General features: G+C 64.0%; 16 protein-coding genes. 8 read left to right on the plus strand and 8 right to left on the minus strand.

Annotation, left to right across the window (positions count from 1 at the left end):
• Nucleotides 1–165: 165 nt before the first annotated feature.
• Complete coding sequence (locus J7J50_RS21430; protein WP_215059714.1) at nucleotides 166–1062, plus strand: outer membrane protein assembly factor BamD; 897 nt, start codon at nucleotides 166–168, stop codon at nucleotides 1060–1062.
• A 354-nt stretch (nucleotides 1063–1416) separates the two neighbouring features.
• On the opposite strand, the gene J7J50_RS21435 is transcribed toward J7J50_RS21430, so the two are convergent.
• The 4 genes from J7J50_RS21435 to sucC form a co-directional block, all read right to left on the minus strand.
• Entirely contained in the window at nucleotides 1417–3072 is a 1656-nt protein-coding gene (locus J7J50_RS21435; protein WP_215059717.1) for an NAD+ synthase, read from the minus strand.
• A 20-nt stretch (nucleotides 3073–3092) separates the two neighbouring features.
• Nucleotides 3093–3449 (minus strand): endonuclease domain-containing protein, encoded by a 357-nt coding sequence (locus J7J50_RS21440; protein WP_215059719.1) that lies wholly within the window; start codon nucleotides 3447–3449, stop codon nucleotides 3093–3095.
• A 309-nt stretch (nucleotides 3450–3758) separates the two neighbouring features.
• The gene (sucD, locus tag J7J50_RS21445; RefSeq protein WP_215059721.1) at nucleotides 3759–4634 is read right to left on the minus strand and encodes a succinate--CoA ligase subunit alpha; all 876 of its coding nucleotides are present in this window, start codon (nucleotides 4632–4634) and stop codon (nucleotides 3759–3761) included.
• A 12-nt stretch (nucleotides 4635–4646) separates the two neighbouring features.
• Complete coding sequence (gene sucC, locus J7J50_RS21450) at nucleotides 4647–5813, minus strand: ADP-forming succinate--CoA ligase subunit beta (protein WP_057944087.1); 1167 nt, start codon at nucleotides 5811–5813, stop codon at nucleotides 4647–4649.
• A 402-nt stretch (nucleotides 5814–6215) separates the two neighbouring features.
• Here sucC and J7J50_RS21455 point away from each other — a divergent pair, with 402 nt between their 5' ends.
• The 7 genes from J7J50_RS21455 (at nucleotide 6216) to J7J50_RS21485 (ending at nucleotide 16614) form a co-directional block, all read left to right on the plus strand.
• Nucleotides 6216–7841, plus strand: a complete 1626-nt coding sequence (locus tag J7J50_RS21455; RefSeq protein ID WP_251047330.1) for an ATP-binding protein — start codon at nucleotides 6216–6218, stop codon at nucleotides 7839–7841.
• 97 nt (nucleotides 7842–7938) lie between these two features.
• Nucleotides 7939–9348 (plus strand): sigma-54 dependent transcriptional regulator, encoded by a 1410-nt coding sequence (locus J7J50_RS21460; RefSeq protein WP_215059725.1) that lies wholly within the window; start codon nucleotides 7939–7941, stop codon nucleotides 9346–9348.
• Between the two features lie 718 nt (nucleotides 9349–10066).
• Nucleotides 10067–10489, plus strand: coding sequence for a prepilin-type N-terminal cleavage/methylation domain-containing protein (locus J7J50_RS25180; RefSeq protein WP_215059727.1), 423 nt, complete (start codon nucleotides 10067–10069; stop codon nucleotides 10487–10489).
• 909 nt (nucleotides 10490–11398) lie between these two features.
• Entirely contained in the window at nucleotides 11399–11821 is a 423-nt protein-coding gene (locus tag J7J50_RS25185) for a prepilin-type N-terminal cleavage/methylation domain-containing protein (RefSeq protein ID WP_215059729.1), read from the plus strand.
• Nucleotides 11822–11983: 162 nt separating this feature from the next.
• Nucleotides 11984–12400: a prepilin-type N-terminal cleavage/methylation domain-containing protein gene (locus J7J50_RS21475; protein ID WP_215059731.1), complete on the plus strand. Its 417-nt coding sequence runs from the start codon at nucleotides 11984–11986 to the stop codon at nucleotides 12398–12400.
• A 95-nt stretch (nucleotides 12401–12495) separates the two neighbouring features.
• Nucleotides 12496–14439, plus strand: a complete 1944-nt coding sequence (locus J7J50_RS21480; protein ID WP_215059733.1) for a tetratricopeptide repeat protein — start codon at nucleotides 12496–12498, stop codon at nucleotides 14437–14439.
• A 207-nt stretch (nucleotides 14440–14646) separates the two neighbouring features.
• On the plus strand, nucleotides 14647–16614 hold the full coding sequence (locus J7J50_RS21485; RefSeq protein ID WP_215059752.1) for a hypothetical protein: 1968 nt from the start codon (nucleotides 14647–14649) through the stop codon (nucleotides 16612–16614).
• Between the two features lie 58 nt (nucleotides 16615–16672).
• On the opposite strand, the gene J7J50_RS21490 is transcribed toward J7J50_RS21485, so the two are convergent.
• The 4 genes from J7J50_RS21490 to J7J50_RS21505 all read right to left on the minus strand — a co-directional run bounded on the left by J7J50_RS21490 (nucleotide 16673) and on the right by J7J50_RS21505 (nucleotide 20161).
• Nucleotides 16673–17080: a GtrA family protein gene (locus tag J7J50_RS21490; RefSeq protein WP_215059755.1), complete on the minus strand. Its 408-nt coding sequence runs from the start codon at nucleotides 17078–17080 to the stop codon at nucleotides 16673–16675.
• Nucleotides 17081–17090: 10 nt separating this feature from the next.
• On the minus strand, nucleotides 17091–18398 hold the full coding sequence (locus tag J7J50_RS21495; protein ID WP_215059757.1) for an NAD(P)/FAD-dependent oxidoreductase: 1308 nt from the start codon (nucleotides 18396–18398) through the stop codon (nucleotides 17091–17093).
• 66 nt (nucleotides 18399–18464) lie between these two features.
• Nucleotides 18465–19418, minus strand: a complete 954-nt coding sequence (locus J7J50_RS21500) for an NAD-dependent epimerase/dehydratase family protein (protein ID WP_215059759.1) — start codon at nucleotides 19416–19418, stop codon at nucleotides 18465–18467.
• 11 nt (nucleotides 19419–19429) lie between these two features.
• A complete protein-coding gene (locus tag J7J50_RS21505) occupies nucleotides 19430–20161 on the minus strand; it encodes an SDR family oxidoreductase (protein WP_215059790.1) in 732 nt (243 codons plus the stop codon).
• Nucleotides 20162–20163 lie beyond the last annotated feature (2 nt).

The following is a 20163-nucleotide window of genomic DNA, read 5'->3' on the forward strand; positions in this document are numbered from 1 at the left end:
GGGTCGGGTCTGCGCAATCTATGAAAAAGGGGCCGCAAGCAGGAGCTGCGGGGGGCCGGTCGGCGCGGGGGCGACCGGCGAGGAGGTACGGGATCGGTTAAGGGGCTCGACCCGCGGACTGCTATTATCGGCTCTTCGTGCCTCCGGCGCCCGTCGATGCCTGCCATGACTGTACGTTCTGCCCCGTCCCGCATTGTTCGCCTGTTTTGCCTGCTGTTGCTTGTCGCCGTCGCCGCCACCGGCTGCAAGAGCGTCGGCAAGATGTTCAAGAAGGACAAGGACGCGGATGAAGGCCAGCCGGTCGAGGCCATCTACGAGAAGGCCCACAAGTCGATGACCAACGGCAACTGGGCCTCGGCCGAGGTCAGCTTCAAGCGCCTGGTCGCCCAGTACCCGTATGGTCCGTACACCGAGCAGGCGCTGATCGAGACCGCCTACGCCCAGTACAAGTCGGGCAAGCACGACGACGCGATCAGCAGCATCGACCGCTTCATCCGCACCTACCCGACCCATCGCAACATCGCGTATCTGTACTTCCTGCGTGGTCTGGTCAACTCCAGCCGCGACACGGTGTTCCTGCAGAAGGTCTGGCGCCTGGACGTCAGCCGCCGCGATCTGGCCACGCCGATGCAGGCCTACAACGATTTCCTGATCGTGGTCGAGCGCTACCCGAACAGCCGTTACGCCGAGGATTCGCGCAAGCGCATGATGGCGCTGCGCGACACCTTCTCGCGCCATGAGCTGGACGTGTCGCTGTATTACCTGCGCCGCACCGCCTACGTGGCCGCGGCCGACCGCGCCAAGTACCTGCTGGAAACCTACCCGCAGAGCCGTTACCAGAACGACGCGGTGGCGGTGCTGGTGAAGTCCTATGAGGGCCTGGGCAACGACAAGCTCGCCGCCGACGCCAAGCGCGTGCTGCAGCAGAACGACGCCGGCCACCCGGCGCTGTCGGGCGACTGGCCGGACTACCCGAGCAACCTGCGCAAGCTCAACCCGTTCGCGGGCGAGAAGTCGGCGGTGGATAATCGCGACAAGGAAGAAGCCAAGCGCAAGAACTGAGCGCCTGGGTTCGGCCTGCTGCATTGAAAACGCCGCCTTCGGGCGGCGTTTTTGTTTTGGAGCGGGTGGTGTGGAATCCGCGGCAATGATCGAACGTCCGCTTCCTCGAACAGGCACGTCAATTCGCCCCCTTTGAAACAGGGGGCCGGCGCCCGGCGCTTGCGCGAAGGCGGATCGGGCTGACCTGCGCGGGGGATTTGCTTTGCTTGTGGTACGCGGCGATTGGACGGTTAAGAGCAAATCCCCCCTAGCCCCCCTTTTTCAAAGGGGGGAACAGTTACGTGGGGCGCGGGAAGTTGCGCGGCTTGCTGTGACGCAGCGCATCCAGGCGAACGATATCCGCCCGACGCGCGCTCAGGCCGAGTAGCCGTTGGTGATCGGGTACCGCCGCTCGCGCCCGAACGCGCGGTGCGAGACCTTCGGTCCCGGCGCGGCCTGATGCCGCTTCCATTCGCTGATCCGCACTAGGCGCAGCACCCGGTCCACCGTCGCCGGCTCGAAACCGGCGGCGACGATCTCGTCGCGCGACTGCTCCTGATCGACATGCCGCAGCAAGATCGCGTCGAGCACGTCGTAGGGCGGCAGCGAATCCTGGTCTTTCTGGTTTTCGCGCAATTCGGCCGAGGGCGGACGGTCGATCACCGCCCACGGGATGACCGGAGCGCCGGCGATCGCGTTGCGCCAGCGCGCGAGCGCGAACACTTCGGTCTTGTACAGGTCCTTGATCGGCGCGTATCCGCCGCACATGTCGCCGTAGATGGTGGCGTAGCCGACCGCGTATTCGCTCTTGTTGCCGGTGGTCAGCAGCAGGCCGCCGAATTTGTTGCTCATCGCCATCAGCAACGCGCCGCGGGTGCGCGATTGCAGGTTCTCCTCGGTCACGTCCACCGCCTTACCGGCGAAGGTTTCCGCCAAGGTGTCCAGATAGCCCTGGAACGGTTTTTCGATCGGCAGCGCGAGCAGGCGCACGCCCTGGGTCTGGCATTGCTCGGCGGCCAGATCGTTGGACATGTCGGCGGTGTAGCGCGACGGCATGCGCACCGCGATCACGTTCTCGGCGCCGAGCGCATCGACCGCGATGGCCATGACCAGGGACGAGTCGATACCGCCCGACAATCCGAGCCAGACCTTTTCGAAACCGTTCTTGCGGCAGTAATCGCGGGTGCCGCGCACCACGGCGCGCCAGGCCAGCGCATCGCGGCCTTCGTCGGCTTCGTTCGGCCACGACACCGGGGTGAAGCTGCGGGTTTCGTCGTGGTAGTCGGCGGTGAGCCAATGATCTTCGAACGCGGTCGCGGCCGGATGCACGGTGCCGTCGCCGTCGGCCAGCACCGAGGCGCCGTCGAATACCAGCGCATCCTGGCCGCCGACCACGTTGAGATAGGCCAGGGCCACGCCGGTCTCCTGCACGCGCGTTTCCAGCAAGGCATCGCGCTGGGCGTGCTTGTCGCGTTCGAACGGCGAGGCGTTGGGGACCAGCACCAGGCTGGCGCCGGCCTTCGCGGTCGCCGCCAGCGGCTCGGCGAACCACAGGTCTTCGCAGATCACCACGCCGACCTGCACGCTGGCCTGCGACTGGCGGCCGCGGACTTCGAACACGCAGGCCTCGCCGTCGGGATCGACGTCGAAGTAGCGGCGTTCGTCGAACACCGCGTAGTTGGGCAGTTCGCGCTTGCGATAGGTGGCTTCGACCTGGCCGTCGCGCAATACGCTGGCGGCGTTGTAGACGACAGCGCCGGCCGCCTGCGGCCAGCCGACCACCGCAACGATGCCGCGCGCCGCGCCGGCGATGCGCAGCAGCGCGGCTTCGCAATCGGCGAGGAAGCTCGGCCGCAGCAGCAGGTCTTCCGGCGGATAGCCGCTGACCGCCAGTTCCGGGAACAGCACCACGTCGGCGCCGTGCTCGTCGCGCGCCTGCGCGATCATCGCCGCGATGCGCTCGGCGTTTTTTTCGACCGCGCCGACGGGGAAGTCGAATTGGGCCAGGGCGATGCGCAGGGTATTGGGCATGGGGGCAGTCAGTAGATGAGTCAGTCCGGGCCGACGACGCCGCGGGCCAGGGTGGCGTGGATCTGCTCCAGCACCGCCTCGGTCCGCGTCAGGACGTCATTGTTCCAGAATCTGAGGATGCGGTAGCCGTGGGATCGTAAATAGCAGGTTCGACATTCATCGGCCCGGACGTCGGAATGTTGCCCGCCGTCGGCCTCGACGATCAGGCCGCGCTCGAAGCAGACGAAATCGGCCACGTAGGGGCCGATGGGTTGCTGTCGGCGGAATTTGCAGCCCATCAAGGCTCGGTTTCTGAGGTGGAACCAGAGTTTGCGCTCGGCGTCGGTCAGGTTCCGGCGCAGTCGGCGGGCGAAGTCGCGTTTTTGGCCTGGACGCATCCTTGCGTTCCTTTTGTTGGAGATGCTCAGTGTCCATGCGAGCGCTTCAATGCCGTGTAGGGAAAGCGGCCCTCACCCCAACCCCTCTCCCGCAAGCGGGAGAGGGGCTTTTCCTCAACTGTGAGTAAGGGGTTCGGCAGTTGTCGCCAACGAGGTTTCGAAAAGCAAAAAACCGCGGCATCCCCTCCCTGGCGCATCGAGCCCCTCTCCCGCTTGCGGGAGAGGGGTTGGGGTGAGGGCCGCGACAAGCCCCAGAAAGCAGAAAGGCCGCCCGAAGGCGGCCTTTCCGGCAAGCATCGCGAACGAAGCTTACTTAGCCAACCGCTTGGCGATCGCCGCGCCCAGATCGCCCGGCGACTTCACCGTGGTGACGCCGGCCTTTTCCATCGCCGCGAACTTGCCTTCGGCCGTGCCCGAACCGCCCGAGGCGATCGCGCCGGCGTGGCCCATGCGCTTGCCCTTCGGCGCCGAGGCGCCGGCGATGAAGCCGACGACCGGCTTGGTCACGTACTGGCTGATGAACTCGGCCGCTTCTTCCTCGGCCGAACCGCCGATCTCGCCGACCATGATGATGCCTTCGGTCTGCGGATCGTCCTGGAACCACTTCAGCGCGTCGATGAAGTTGGTGCCGTTGATCGGATCGCCGCCGATGCCGATGCAGGTCGATTGGCCCAGGCCCACGTCGGTGGTCTGCTTGACCGCTTCATAGGTCAGCGTGCCCGAACGCGAGACGATGCCGATCTTGCCCGGCTTGTGGATGTGGCCCGGCATGATGCCGATCTTGCACTCGCCCGGGGTGATGACGCCGGGGCAGTTCGGACCGACCAGGACCACGTCGTCGTAACCGTTGAGGGTGTTCTTGACGCGCAGCATGTCCAGCACCGGAATGCCTTCGGTGATGCACACGATGACCTTGATGCCGGCAGCGGCGGCTTCCAGGATCGCGTCGGCCGCGAACGGCGGCGGCACGTAGATCACCGACGCGTCGGCGCCGGTTTCATCGACCGCGTCGCGCACGGTGTTGAAGACCGGCAGGCCCAGGTGCTGGGTGCCGCCCTTGCCCGGGGTCACGCCGCCGACGACCTTGGTGCCGTACTCGAGCATCTGTTCGGCGTGGAAGGTGCCCTGCGAGCCGGTGAAGCCCTGCACGATCACCTTGGTGTTCTTATTGATCAAAACGGACATGTCATCAGCCCCTTACTTGCCAGCGACGGCAGCAACCGCCTTCTTAGCGCCGTCGTTGATGTTGTCGGCCGGGGTAATGGCCAGACCCGAATTCTTCAGCAGTTCCTTGCCGGCTTCCACGTTGGTGCCTTCCAGGCGCACGATCACCGGCACCTTGACGTCCACTTCCTTGACCGCGGCGATGATGCCCTCGGCGATCATGTCGCAGCGGACGATGCCGCCGAAGATGTTGACGAAGATCGCCTTGACCTTGTCCGAGCTCAGAATGAGCTTGAACGCCTCGGTCACGCGCTCCTTGGTGGCGCCGCCGCCGACGTCGAGGAAGTTGGCCGGCGAGCCGCCTTCCAGCTGGATGACGTCCATGGTCGCCATCGCCAGGCCGGCGCCGTTGACCATGCAGCCGATGTTGCCGTCCATGGTGACGTAGTTGAGGTCGTGCTGGCTGGCCAGCACCTCGGTCTCGTCTTCCTGGCGGATGTCGCGCATCGCGGCCAGGTCCTTGTGACGGAACGTGGCGTTGTCGTCGCTGTTGACCTTGCCGTCGAGCACGGCCAGGTTGCCGTTGGTGAGGATCGCCAGCGGGTTGAGCTCGACCAGCGCCAGGTCCTTCTCGTTGAACAGCTTGTACAGGCCCAGCATGATCGTGGTCAGCTGGCCGGCCTGCTTGGCGTTGAGGCCCAGGTCGAAGGCGAGCTCGCGGCACTGGTAGGCCTGCAGGCCCTGCACGTAGTTGACGTGCACGGTCTTGATCGCGTCCGGAGTTTCCTCGGCGACCTTCTCGATTTCCACGCCGCCTTCGGCCGAAGCGATGAAGGTGACCGACTGGGTCGAGCGATCCACCAACACCGACAGATACAGTTCCTTGGCGATGTCGGTGCCTTCGGAGATCAGCACCGTATCGATCGGCAGCGCCACGCCGGCCGACTGGTAGGTCTCCATCTTGGTGCCCAGCATGGCCTTGGCGTACTGCTTCACTTCGTCGAAGTTCTTCGCCAGCTTGACGCCGCCGGCCTTGCCGCGGCCGCCTGCGTGGATCTGGGCCTTGACCACCCAAAGATCGCCCGGAATGGCCTTGGCGGCCGCGACCGCTTCATCGGGAGTGCGCGCAACGCGCCCGGCCGGCACCGCGATGCCGTAGTCGGCAAACAGCTGCTTTGCCTGATATTCGTGGAAATTCATGCGTCACCGAGGGGAGTGAAAGACGTCCCGCGCGTGTACCCGGCCAAGGGCCGGCGAACGCGCGAGGGGGCCGCATTGTCGCCGATCGCAGCGGGCCGAGCAAAACCCGATTGCAGCCGGCCCGGCCGCCGGCCCCAGCCTGGACCGGCTCTGTGGCCGGCCGATGCCAGCCCCGGCCGCCTTCGGCCCGGGTCCGGCAGCGCCGGCGCGCCCCGCGGCCGCCGTCTACCGGCAAGCCGCGGATGGCCTCAGGCCCGATCCGGCAAGCCCGCGCCGGCCCCGCGGGACGGCCCGGGAGCGCGCCGACGCGCGTCGCGAATGCGTCCGGGCAGCGGTCGCGCCGGTTCGCGGCGGTCAGCCGCCCTATACTGGCCGACACTCCGCCCGCGCATGGAAACCCGTTTGCCGCCAGGTCTCGCTCCCGTCAGTCCAGCCGATGCGGACCTCGCGCTGCGCCGCGAACTGTATTTCTTCACCCTCTACCGCCTGCTCGAAGCCGCGTTACTGGTGCTGTTCCTGTTCGGGCCGATCGAGAACATGATCGTCGCGCCGCGCCACGACCTGTTCGCGCGCTCGCTGTCGCTGTCTTATCTGTTCATCGCCACCTTGCTGTTCGTGTTCGGCCGCCGCGGCGAACTGCGCAGCCAGGTCCTGGCCGGCATCGCCTGCGACCTGTTCTTCGGCATCCTGGCCATCCACGCCCTGCCCGGCGCCGGCACCGGCATCGCGCTGATGCTGATGTTCAACGTCGGCGCCGCGGCCTTGCTGCTGCGCGCGCGCTACGGCATCGGCGCGGCCGTCGTCGCCTGCCTGGGGCTGATCGGCGAATGGCTGTGGACCGAGCTGGGCAACGAAAGCACCGGCCGCACCATCGCCGAGCCGATCATGTTCGCGCTGGGCTATGTGTCGATCGCGCTGCTGACCAACATGCTCGGCCGGCAGATGCGCGAGAGCCAGGAACTGGCCGAGCGCCGCGGCGCCGAGGCCGCCAACTACGCCGAGATCAACGAACTGATCATCCGCCGCATGCGCACCGGCGTGCTGCTGGTCGATGGCGAAGGCCGCCTGCGCCTGGCCAACGAAGCGGCGATGCTGCTGCTCGGCGACAGCGGCGAGTACGACGGCACCCGCCACGGCCACCGCATCCTCGCCATCGCTTCGCCCGAGCTCGCGCGCCGCCTGAGCCGCTGGCGGGTCGAAGGCCGCCCCGACGAAAGCCCGCTGCAACTCGCGCCGGACTTGCCCGAAGTGGTGCCGCGCTTCACCCGCCTGCTCGCCGGCAGCGACCAGACCCTGATCTTCCTCGACGACACCTCGCTGGTCTCGCGCCGCGCCGAATCGATCACCCTGGCCGCGCTCGGCCGCTTCTCCGCCAGCCTCGCCCACGAGATCCGCAATCCGCTCGCGGCCATCAACTACGCGGTGCAGTTGCTGGAAGAGTCGCGCGACATCGCCATCTCCGACCGGCGCCTGCTGGAAATCGTGCGCCAGCAGGGTTCGCGCATGAACGGCATCGTCGAGAACGTGCTCGGCATGGCCCGGCGCGAGCCGGCCAAGCCCGAGCACGTGGAGCTGATGGGCTTCGTGCGCCAGTTCGTGGACGAATACCGCGTCAGCCACCCGATCGAACAAGACACGCTGCGCGCGACCGGCTCGCACAGCCAGGCCTCGGCGCTGGTCGATCCGCGCCAGCTGCACCAGGCCCTGACCGTGCTGGTGCACAACGCGCTGACCTACGGCCGCATCCCCGGCGAACCGGCGCGCGTGACCGTGCACGTGTACTTCGACGAAGTCGGCCTGCCGGCGATCGATGTGCTCGATCGCGGCCCGGGCATTCCCGACTCCGTCGCCGAACGCCTGTTCCGCCCGTTCTTCACCACCTCCAGCCACGGCACCGGCCTGGGCCTGTACATCGCGCGCGAGCTGTGCCGGGCCAATCAGGCCGCGCTGGATTACGTGCCGGTCCCCGGCGGCGGCGGCTGTTTCCGCATCCGCCTGGCCGGCGCAAGCGCGTTGTCCTCGCCCTGAACGACGGCATCGCAATCGACGTCATAAGCAGAATCTGTGCCACAAGCGTCTTGGCCGCGGCAGGTTCGTTAAGCTATCGTGGGCGGTGGAGGGCGTAATGGCTGAAACCCGTAGTGCATTGGTAGTCGATGACGAGCGCGATATTCGCGAGCTGCTGGTCATGACCTTGGGCCGGATGGGCCTGCGTTGCGACACCGCGTCGGGCCTCGGCGAGGCTCGCAGCCAGCTGCTGCGCAACAGTTACGACTTGTGCCTGACCGACATGCGCCTGCCGGACGGCTCGGGCATGGACCTGATCGCCGAGATCAGCCAGAAGTACCCGAACACCCCGGTCGCGATGATCACCGCCTTCGGCAATGTCGAAGCCGCGGTCGATGCGCTCAAGGCCGGCGCCTTCGATTTCGTCGCCAAGCCGGTCGATCTGGCGGTGCTGCGCGATCTGGTGCGGCACGCGCTGGAACTCAACGACACCCGCCGCAGCGCCAGCGAGGCCGTGGGCTCGCGCCTGTACGGCGAATCGCCGGCGATGATCAAACTGCGCCAGACCATCGGCAAGGTCGCGCGCAGCCAGGCGCCGGTGTACATCGCCGGCGAGTCCGGCGTGGGCAAGGAGCTGGTCGCGCGCACCATCCATTCCGAAGGCGGCCGCGCCGACGGCCCGTTCGTGCCGGTCAACTGCGGCGCGATTCCGGCCGAGCTGATGGAAAGCGAATTCTTCGGCCATAAGAAAGGCAGCTTCACCGGCGCCCATGCCGACAAGCCCGGCCTGTTCCAGGCCGCCGACGGCGGCACCTTGTTCCTGGACGAAGTGGCCGAACTGCCGCTGCCGATGCAGGTCAAGCTGCTGCGCGCGATCCAGGAAAAGTCGATCCGCCCGGTCGGCGCGCAGGCCGAACTGGTGGTCGATGTGCGCATCCTGTCGGCGACCCACAAGGACCTGGCCGCGCTGGTGGCCGATGGCCGATTCCGCCAAGACCTTTATTACCGCATCAACGTCATCGAGCTGCGCGTGCCGCCGCTGCGCGAGCGCCTCGACGACCTGCCCGGCCTGGCCGGCAAGATCCTGCACCGCCTGGCCGGCAACCAGGGCCGTCCGGTCCCACGCCTGGGCGAGGACGCCCTCGACGCGCTGCGCGCCTACGGCTTCCCCGGCAACGTGCGCGAACTGGAGAACATCCTCGAACGCGCCCTGGCCCTGGCCGAAGGCGAAGTGCTCAACGCCACCGACCTGCGCCTGCCGCGCCTGTCCACGCAACCGCCGCCGCTGCCGGCCAACCTCGCCCAGACCGGCAACCCGCCGCCGCAAGCCGGCGCCGTCGATCCGCGCACGCTCAACCCGCGCGACACCGCGACCAGCGCCCTGCCCTCGTACATCGAGGAAATAGAACGCGCCGCGATCCAGCAGGCGCTGCAGGAAAACCGCTACAACAAGACCCGCACCGCGGCGGCGCTGGGGATTACGTTTCGTGCGCTGCGGTACAAGCTCAAGAAGCTTGGGATTGATTGATCGCGGCGCTTGCGGCGCTGCGCTGAACTAACCGATAAGGACGCCGGCTCGACAGAGCCGGCGTTTTCGTTTGCGCGAGCGAAACGGGAAACCTCGCGGCACAACCGCGTAGTAACCGATCTTGGCGCTAAGCGCGCACCACACTGACGCCGGCTGACGCGCGTTCTGGCGGATCGGGTCGCGCGCGCGCCGAACTCTGCCGGGGTAATAGTCACAATGGCCGCACCGCCCCGATCAACGTCCGCGCTTGAGTACGAGGTAAGCGGCGCTTAGCCATCGCCGTCGAATGCGATCTATCGCCACATCGTTTTGCGGCGGGTCGCACGCACGGCTCTTCAAGAGCTTCCTGAATCCGCATTTGCCTGAGCCACCATCGCGCGGGACGCGGCAGGCGAGCGCTTCGGGCGAAAATCCGATGCAAACACCGTAATGCACCCAACAGTTAGTTTATATGCACTTTTTCATCAAACTTTAAATGCTTCCTATCAGTATTTTTGGCACGCATTCTTCCTGACTAACCCGAGAGCTGGCGCGCTCAAATCACTGGCACATTAAATACTCATATATTCAATTATTTCTCCACAGAAAAACCACTTACTATCATATTGGCACGGGTCATGCGTGATTCCGGGAGCGTCTGCAACTCGCACGACCGCCGAACGTTCGGCGATCGCTGCCTGCCAACGCGAGAAACAACCGACTCTCCTAGGGGAACACCATGAAAAAGCAGAAAGGCTTCACCCTCATCGAACTGATGATCGTCATCGCTATCCTGGGCATCCTGATCGCCATCGCTCTGCCGGCGTACCAGGACTACACCGTCCGCGCCAAGAACGCTGAGTGCCTGAATATCGCCGCCGCAGCCAAGCTGGCCGTGTCGGAAACCGCTCAGGATCGTGGGAACTTAAACAAAATCACCGCTCAGTCGATCACCGGTTATAAGTTCGAGCCAAGCAAGTACTGCAAGGACGTGAAGATTGTCGCTGACGGCATCATCCAGACCGAAGCGCAAGACACCGGCGCCACCAAGGAAGCCAAGTTCCAATTGGAGCCGACCTACACTAGCGGCCGCATCGATTGGGAATGCACCGAAACCAACGGCGCGAAGAAGTCGCAGCTTCCGGCCGAGTGCCGCAAGTAATCAGGCTCGCGGGATGCTAATTACGATCTCTATAGTCTGCTGAGCCTAAGCGCCGAATTGACGCACGCGCTCATCTGCATCGAAAAAGCCGGCTCCAGGAGCCGGCTTTTTTTCGTCGATACAATACCTGGGCCTTTAACCACGCTATCGATTCGGCCCGGCGGCGCTCGTACCCGGTGTTGACAGTCTTCATGCATCGCCGATAGCCGCTGACGCGCGCACGGCGACTGAGCGCGAGCTTCACTACGTCGCTGACTCCAGGCGGGCGCTTCCGACGTCCTCCAGCTCCAGCGGACTGCGCGACACGCGTTGCTCGCCCCGGCTTCCGCGCGGCCGAACTCCATAGCTGCCCCAGCCGCGTCACCGGGCGATCGCTTCGCCGTACGACTCTATATATGTCGCCGCTGGGCATCGATCGCTTGCCCAGTTGTAGCGCACGATCCCTTACTGATCTCGTGGCGCCACTGCCGACCACGCCCAAGAAGGCGGCGACCTATACCGCCCGCACCCCGGCAGTCGCCGCCACCGCTCGCTCAATGACGACACCCGATCGGCATCGGCCGCACCCGATCGCCAAACTCGGGCGACCTCATCGCGACAAACACCCCCAAAAATGCCTCGTCGAGATTTTGATGAATCTCACGCTTTCGCACTCGCGCCATTCAACCTGACACTTTTGGTCACCAGTCCCGCCCGCGGACTGCCGCTCAGCGTCACCCCACGCCCTCCCTAAAGGCCCGGATGCGTGACTGCATTTGCAGTTTCGCTCCCCCCTCCTGCGCGGCACATACTTGGCACGTGTTGTGCGTACTTCTTACGTGCACGTGCAGCACGCACGGCATGCCGAAGGATCGAATTCCGATGCCTGTTGGCACGTGAAGCAACTCAATCACTCCTAGGGGATACATCATGAAGAAGCAGCAAGGTTTCACCCTCATCGAACTGATGATCGTCATCGCGATCCTGGGCATCCTGATCGCCATCGCTCTGCCGGCGTACCAGGACTACACCGTCCGCACCAAGAACGCCGAGTGCCTGAACATCGCCGCCGCCGCCAAGCTGGCCGTGTCGGAAACCGCTCAGGACCGTGGCAGCCTGGCCGCGATCACCAACCAATCGATCACCGGCTACACGTTCACGTCCAGCGACTACTGCAAGACCGTCGCCATCGCCGCGAACGGCATCATCAATACCGAAGCTTCCGGCACCGGCGGCACCCCGCTCGCCAAGTTCAAGCTTGAGCCGAACTTCAGCGCTGGCCGCATCGACTGGAAGTGCACCGACACCGCTGGCGCCAAGAAGTCGCAGCTGCCGGCCGAGTGCCGCAGCTAATAGCTTCGCGTAACGGCTAGTGCAGTAACAGAAACCCCGGTCCGCCGGGGTTTCTTCTAAGTCGGCGGCGCGCCCCGTCGCCGAGCTTTTATCGGATCACCCCCCTGACGATCCATTCGATGTAACGTTCCGAATACTGCTAGGTTCTACAGGGGCACCATCATGAAATCGCAATCGGGCTTTACCCTAATCGAGCTGATGATTGTGATCGCGATCCTCGGCTTGCTGATCGCAATCGCGCTGCCGGCATATCAGGACTACACCATTCGCACTAAAAATGCGGAATGTTTGTCCGTATCGGCAGGCGCGAAACTTTCCGTAACAGAAGCGGCCCAGGACTTGGGCCAGCTCGCGCTCGTTACATCTTCCAGTACGGCTTATAAGTTCGCCCCGAGCAAGTACTGCGCCTCGGTGGATATCGGGCAAGGAGGGGTGATCACCATGCTCACCAGGGATACCGGCGGAGAAATCGCCAAGATCCAGCTCGACCCCGGAGAGGGGCAGGGCCGCGTGGAATGGGGATGCAAAGAACTCAATGGAATTCCGAAGAGCCAGCTTCCTGCCGAATGCAGGCACTGACTCCGAAGCAAGGCTCATGGATGCTATAAGAACCCCGGCCCGCCGGGGTTCTTCTTTTCTGCAGCGGCCGCTTCCTCCCTTCAGTACGGCAGATCATGTCCCGCCTCAGCTCACGACTGTTCTTCTACGCCGCCGCGCTCGTCACCATTGGATTGTATTGGTCCGGCCTCAAGGGGCCGTTTATCCTCGACGACGCCTTCAACATCGATCCCTTGCAGAACTGGATCAGCGGCCAGGCCAGTGTGGCCGAAGTCATCTTCGGCAACGCCTCCGGGGTGCTGGGCCGCCCGGTCTCGATGGCTACGCTGTGGCTGAGCGCGGCCACCGGCGGCATCCATCCTTTTCCGTTCAAATTCGGCAATCTGCTGATTCACCTGGTGTGCGGCGCCCTCGCCTGGCAGGTCGTCCGGCGCATGCTGGCGCGGGATCGGCTGCTCGCGCCGCATGCGGAAAAGATCGGGGTCCTGGTCGCGGCGATCTGGCTGATCCATCCGATAAACGTGAGCACCGTGCTCTACGCCGTGCAACGCATGGCACAACTGAGCAGCCTGTTTACGCTGGTCGCGATCTGGATTTACCTATCGGGCCGGACAAAACTCGAAGCAGGCGAACTGCGCGGGGGAGCCGCGCGTTTGTTCCTGGCGTTCCCGGTCGCGCTCTTGCTCGGCGTGTTGAGTAAAGAAAACGCCGCGGTAGCGCCCGCGCTATGCCTCATCCTGGAAATCGCGTACTTCCGCAGTTGGCGCCAGAGTTCAAGAGTCCTGACGGGTTTTTATCTCGCGTTCCTGGCCCTGCCCGCGCTCGCTGCATTCGCCATGATTCTGCGCTCGCCCGACCACTTCCTGGTCGGATACGCTTCGCGCGATTTCACCTTGTTCGAGCGGCTGCTGAGCCAACCGCGAGCCCTCATGGAGTACATCGGCCTGATCGCGTGGCCGCGAGGCGGACTCATGGGCGTCTTCGTGGACGACTTCAGAGCCTCGCATGGCCTGTGGTCGCCGCCCTCGACTTTCTTCGCATTGCTCGCCTTGCTTTCGATCAGCATCGCGGCAATCGCCCTGCGCCGGCGCGCGCCCAGCGTGTTCGCCGGCTGGTTCTTCTACCTGGTCGCGCAAGGCGTGGAGTCCAGCATTCTGCCGCTTGAACTGTATTTCGAGCACCGCAACTACCTGCCCAGCATCGGCCTGTTGGTGGCGCTGGTCGGGCTGCGCGATCTGCTGCCTGAATCCTGGTCGTTCGCTCGCCCATCGAAAACGCGAGCGCTCTATCTGGCATTCGCGCTGGCCGCGGCGGCCCTGTCCTGGATCACCTGGAACCAAGTCCAGGTATGGCGCAGCGAAGCGAGCCTGATAGAGCAGACGCTGGCGAACCGTCCCGGCTCGACCCGGGCGATGATCGTCAAGGCAGCGGTCGCCCTGCGCGAAAGCAGATATCAGGAAGCGCGCGCGACGACGATGAAAATCGCGCTGGACAAGGATCAGCCGGCGCGCCTGCAAGGCTACTTCAGCACCATCATCGTGGATTGCTGGTGGTCCACGGGCGGCGAGGCCAAGTACCTGCAAGAAGGTGCGACCAGTTTCAAGCCGCCGATCCACCTGTCCGATGCACTCACCTCCAACAACTTGCTCGATGCCATCGATCAAAAGCGCTGCGGGCCTGAAATCACCTATGCCCGCGTAGCCGATGCCTTGGACAAGATCCTTGCCGCGGCGCCGACTCAACCGGAAACCAGCCGCGCCAAATGGATGCTCAGGACGATGGCCGCGACCGCGAACCTGCGCGCCGACCGCTGGCAGCAAGCTCAAGCGCACGCGGAAAAGGCATGGAACCCTTCCGCCGATCCCGCCGTCGGCGGCCTGCTCGCGCGCATTTACATCCACAACGGACGAAAAGCCGAAGCGCAGCGCACGTTGGACGAAGTGACTGCGCGAGTCAGGAGCTTCGAACGGATCGCAAACAGTGAACTGAGCGGGCTGCGCGAGGCGATCCAAAAAATGCCGTCCCCAGGCACCACCGACAAGGCGACGAAGACACCATGACCCGGCTGAAAAAGCGCGACGGCAAGAGGATGCCGTCGCGCTTCGGGAGCTGACTCAAACCGCCCAAAACGACAGCGGGCACCGGGCCATACACAAGCCATTGCCAGCTCCAGCGCATATCGAACGATGCCGACCCATGATGATCCGGCCGTAAAACGTTCGACAGGCCTACTATCAACCGCAAGCAGCGCTAATACCTATCTCGACATGCAGACACCATCCGGCCCGAGCACGCCAGCAAACAAGAACGCCGTATCCAAGGTCACCTGGTCCGGCTTGACGCTCTTCGTCAGCACGTTGCTGGTGTTCTTGCTCGGATTCCGTTTCGATGGCGGTCCGGCCAGCTACGACATCGACCCATCCTGGGCCGCGGTCGTCACGTGGGGAGCCGAACACGGCGCGCATTGGGGACGCGATATCGTTTTCACCTATGGCCCGCTTGGACTGCTGAGCCCTCAATTCAGTTACACCGCATCGATGCTGCTCGCCGCTGCGGTTGGCCAAGTAGCGTTCTCCGCGCTTTACGCGGTGCTTTTTTTGATCGCGTGCTCAGCGCTCGCTTTCTCTTCGCGCCTGACGACATTGCTGATCGTGGTTTGGTTTGGAACCGTATGGGCTGGCGACGTCCTGTGGCTCACGATCTATCCTGTCGCCCTGATGGCGCTCTGGCGAATCCGGGAGAGCGAAGGAAAGTATCTGGACCTTCTGATTGCAATCGCGGCGGGAGTCGCCTGCGCCGTGCCATGGCTGATCAAGTTCAGCCTATTTCCACTTTGGATCGTCTGGCTGATCTGTGCGCCCATCGCGCTGGCGCGATACGGTCGACAGGGCCTGCTGGCCTCGGGCTCAAGCGTCGTCGCCGCATTAGTGTTGTGGTGCGTCACCGGGCAGGATTTCGCCGATATCGGTCTTCATATCAACAAAGGCTTTCAGGTCGCGATCGGCTACAGCCACGCGATGCAGCGCCCCGGCCCCGAACGGACCGACACGATCGGATTCATCGCGCTGGCGCTCGCCGTCGCGGCGATGGCCTCGGTTTTCCTGCGATCGCGCTTGCGCGTCACCGAGCGCGCCGCATTGATCGCGCTCGCGCTGGCCACGACGGCCTTGTCGTTCAAGGCCGCATTCACGAGAGTCGATGCCGTCCATTTGCTGATTTTCTTCCCGACCGCCGGAGCCGTTGTCGCTCTGGCCGGCACGTTGGCCGAGAGCGTCTCGATCCGTCGGCTGACCGCATTCGCAGCGGTGGCCTGCGCGGCGATCGCCTTCGCATTACCTTCCATACCTGCGGATCGAAAACTGTTTCTAGCCACAGGCTTCCCCGCCCTCGATACATCGACACAGCGCGCACTCGATCTGATCCTGTTCCGCGCGCGGGCCGAACAGCTCAACAACGCCGATCGCACCGTGCGAGCCAACGCGTCGATGCCTCAAACCAGGCAACTGGTCGGCCGTGACCCGATAGACATCATCTCGGTTGGGCAGGGCGTCCTTTTTCTCAACCAACTCAATTATCGGCCGCGCCCGATCTTCCAGGGCTACTCGGCCTATACGCCCGAGCTGGCGGCGATGAATCGCGATTTCATCGTTTCATCGCGCGGCCCGCGGTGGGTCATGTTGGACCTCAGGGCAATCGACGGTCGCCTGCCGATGAGCGAGGACCCGCTGGCGATGCTGCAGGTCGTCCAGACCTACCGTCCGCGCCTGAGCGAACGCGGCCTGCTGCTCATGCAGCGCAATGCCAGTGCCCGAACGACCACGAAGCCGCTGGCAGAAGCGCAAGGCCGCCTCGATGAGTTCCTCGTGGTTCCTTCCAGGCCCGGTCAGGCGCTCGCTTTAAGCATCGACATCGAACCCACCGCCTGGGGCCGGGCCGCCGGGACGCTGCACAGATCGCCTCGCTTGTACATCGACCTGGAACTCGGCGATGGAACGCAACGCAGCTATCGCATCGTTCCGGGCGCGGCGCGAGCGGGATTCCTGCTGTCGCCGCTTGTCGAAAATACTCAGTCGCTCTGGAGCTGGCTCGCCACCGACAAAAGCGAGCGCGTAACCCGGTTGCGCCTGCGCGGTGAATCCTGGCTTGGGCATCCCGGGTTCCAGCAAGACTATCGGCTGAGCTACAGCGAACTGACGGTACCGTCGTCGCCTCATGATCCGGCGCCGGCGCCCTAGCGGAACTGGGATGCCCGAGGAACGGCCAAGGCTTTCACGAACGCCGCCAACGCCGGGCTTATTCGCTCCTGCCCGGCGCGAAAGAAAGGTACTTGTGTCCGAAGTAGCTCGTGACGACGGGAACCGCGATGCCGATGGCGTGCGCGATCGTTTCCGTGTGAGCGTGAACCCCGACCGCCGGCAGCACCACGCGAACCAGTAGCAAACTGATCGCGATCGTCTGCAGCACCGCGGCGATGTTGACCGCGACGAACCAGCCGATCTGACGATGCAGCCGCGCCGCGCCGTCGGCCTGGAAAACGAAGACCTTGTTGAGGATGAACGCCGTCGCCATGCCCAGGCAATACGCGACCGTTATGGCGGGGACATAGTCCATCCAAGTGCTCAGCGCGATCCGCGAGCAGAAGTTGACGGCGGCCGCGGCCCCGCCCGCCAGAACAAAAAGAATGAAGCGGCGCGAAATCAAGGTGCTTGCCTCATCCGACGGCGGCGACGAGGGCGAGTGTGCGTCCCACCACGATGCTCTCGTTGATCGATCGATCCTCGGGGTAGTAATACGAAGTATCTGCCATGTAAAAACCTTCCACCGGCGTCTTCATCGGCGGCAGCATGGCCTGGAAGCCCGGCGGGCAAATGGTCTGGGCGAAGTCGTAGCGATGGCAATAACGGGCGACAATCCAGTCGGGCCGGAACGCGGGATTGATCTTCGACAGATAGCTCACGACTTCGTCGATCAACTGCTCGTTGCTCCGGGACCACTTGGGATGGGTCTTGGGCATGTAGAACGGCGCGTACACGATGCGTTCGCCCTCGCCCGTGCCGGGATTGAGGTTGGAGTACTCGATGACACCGGGGATTTCGATATCCGGATCGCTGATGTTCATCCAGAAGTTCGCGCTCAGCGCATGGCGCAACTTGAGAATGACGCAGGCCACCGGGATGTTCTCGATCCGGCGTATGCGATCGGCGAATTCGCGCGGCAGCGCCGGAACCATGTCCGGCACGTACTGGATCGGAGCGGTCGACAGCACGGCGTCGCAGGCGCGGTCGTCGCCGGCGACGCGCACGCCAGTGACCCGGCTTCGATCGACGTTGACTTGATCGATGCCCTGCTTGAGATGGATCTTGCCGCCGCGTTCGAGGATGAAGCGCTCCATCGCTTCCAGCACGGTCTCCGAGCCGCCTTCGATATAACCCAGGCTCTCGCTCAGCAGACTGCGCCGGGACAGGGCGATGCGCTTGATCCGGGTGCCGATCCACGAGGCCGACAGGTTGTCGGTGTATTCGAAGAATTTGAGATGGAAGGTGCGGCGCCAAAGCACGTCGTAACCCCGCTCGCCCAGCCAACGACGCAGCCATGCGGTAGCGTTGACTCGATCCAGCGCGGTCCAGTCCTTGACGCCCTTGGTCACCATCACATGCAGGGCGTAACGAAACTTGCTGATGAGCCCGAGCTTCGGGAACGCCAGCAACGCGAAGGGCGTGCCCCACTTGTACAGCTTGCCGTCGTAGTAGTAACCCATCTTGGTGTCGGTCCACTTTAGCCGGTTCGACAAACCCAGCGAATCCAGCAGTTCGAACAAGGCGTGGTCGGTCTTGCAGATGAAGTGATAGTAGCGTTCGATCTTGAGGCCATCGAAATCGAAGCTGGCCGACATGCCGCCGACGCGATCGTCGCGCTCGTAGATATCGACCTGGTGACCCTGCTTGAGCAGTTCCATGGCCGCCATCAATCCCATCGGGCCAGAGCCGACGATCGCGAAACGTTTCGGTACGGTGGTCATCGAGGCTCGGCGTATTCGGGGTTAGAGTGATCGGCCCTCGGGTGCGAACCGAAGGGAACGGACGCTTTAGCGCTTGAGAACGATTTTAGAGTAGGTCGGATCGCAGTAGCTCTCGCGTACCGCGTCGTCGAAGGCGTGCTGGGCGACTCCGAACACCGCCTGAGTGTCCACGCCCTTGAAGTCGTCGCCGGCCGACAGAGCTTTGAGCTGATCCGCGGTAAACGGCGGTTTGCGACTGAACACGGCATAGGTCCGCAGCAGGAAAGCGAACCAGGCCATGGGGATATGCACGATCCAGGTGCGCAAGCCCTTGGCGGCCTTGATGGTCTTGATAATGTCGATATAGGTGATGCGAGTGTCGCCGACGATGTCGTAGATCGCGCCTTGCGGCTCGCGCTCGATGCACTTCACGATGCAACGGCAGAAGTCGCGTTCGTACAGCGGTTGGCGCATGAACTTGCCGTCGCCCGGGATCGGGAATATCGGCGTACGCGCCATGAAGCGCGACAGCCAGCCCAGGTGCTTGGGATCGAACCAGCCGAACATCAAGGTTGGACGCAGTACGCAGTGGCGCAAGCCGCTCTGCACGACCATGACCTCCTGCTGCTTCTTCGTGTTGGTGTAATCGTCGTTGGCGACCGAATTAACCACCGATGAGCTTATGTGCACCAGATATGGCATCCGCAGGCGCTTGCACGCCTCCAGCACGATACGGGTGGCGTCGATGTTATTGCGGATGAACAACTCGCCGTGCTTGCCGGTGATCTGCGCATGCAGTTGGATCAGGCAGCGCGCGTCGCGCAGAGCCGGTTCCCACTTCGCCGTTTCGGCGGGGACCGCCAGATCGGCGTGAATGGCTTCGACGTCGGGATGCAGCGACTTGAGGATGTCGAGGTTGTAGGCGTGTTTGTCGATCGCGACCAGCCGGGTATAGCCCTGCGCCTTCAATTCGACGATCAGATTCTGGCCGACGAGTCCGGCGGCGCCGGTCAGTACGATCTTGGCGTGCTTGTCGTTCATCGAAGTCCGGCTTACAGCTTGATACGGCGAAAGACGAACTCGGGGATATTCTTGATCACCTGCATGATTCCCCACCAGAACCATGGCAGGTAGACGACGCCACGACGCTTGTCGATCGCATCGACGATGCCGCGCGCGATGCGATCGGGTGTGGCCCACAACGCGCCTTTCTTGAACGACCGGGTCATCGGCGTATCGACGAAGCCCGGCTTGATCGTCAGCACATTGATCCCATCAGCGTTGAGACGTTGGCGCAGGCCGCTGAAGAAGGTACTGACCGCGGCTTTGGCGCTGCCGTACAGATAGTTGCTGGCGCGGCCGCGATCGCCGGCGACGGAAGAGATCGCCGCCAGGGTGGCACCGGACTTGAGTCGCGGCGCGATCGCCGTGGCCAACGCGATAATGGACAAGCCATTGGTGGAAAACTCGCGCAGCGCCAATTCCGCCGACGCCTCGCAAGCCGCCTGGTCGGGCAAGGTACCGTGCGCGATCAGAACCAGATCGATCTGACCAAACTCGGCCCAGGCCGCGTCGAGCATGTCCTGATGCCGCTCGTAAGCATTGACGTCGAGCGCGCTCACCGCGGTCTTGCCGGCGCCGCGCACGGCCAGATCGGCGGCGATCGCGCTCAGTCGGTCCAGGTCGCGGCCGACCAGATACAGCGCAGCGCCGCGGGCGGCGTAAACACGGGCGGTGGCCTCGGCGATGGCCGATGTGGCGCCGATGATCAGGACTGCGTACATGC

This window comes from Lysobacter sp. ISL-50 (genome assembly GCF_018612875.1).
Lineage (GTDB): Bacteria > Pseudomonadota > Gammaproteobacteria > Xanthomonadales > Xanthomonadaceae > Lysobacter.